The 381-nt window shown below is 42.0% G+C and carries 1 protein-coding gene; it reads left to right on the plus strand.

Translation table 11 applies throughout. The features are described 5' to 3' along the window. On the plus strand, positions 1-381 hold a 381-nt coding region (locus tag AB4486_RS24590), incomplete at both ends, for a hypothetical protein (protein WP_372119291.1).

The following is a 381-nucleotide window of genomic DNA, read 5'->3' on the forward strand; positions in this document are numbered from 1 at the left end:
GATATAACCATAAATTTGGAAGAGGAAATTGGCAAACATGGAACTTTTGGGAGCATACTGTCGTTGGAGATGGCTTCCGATGTAACCCAAAATAACACTATTGCTAGTGTGGGAATTGATGAGAATGAAATTACTATTGTACCCGGAACAAGTTCAGGCGTCGGTATCGTTCATTATAGTCTTAGAGGGTCATCTCAGAACAACAACGAAATCGTTATATCAGGGGAAATACGCGTGGCCATCTCTGTAGGAAGTAATAACCCCCCAACAGCCAGCGATGACTCTATAGGTGCTGAGGTTTATCAGGAGTTTACTTACAAACCGACAGTCACAGAAATCGATGGAGATAGTTGGTATATTTCTGAAGTCAATAGCGACCCT

This window comes from Vibrio sp. 10N.222.55.C6, from assembly GCF_041473395.1.
GTDB classification, from domain to species: Bacteria; Pseudomonadota; Gammaproteobacteria; order Enterobacterales; family Vibrionaceae; genus Vibrio; species Vibrio crassostreae_C.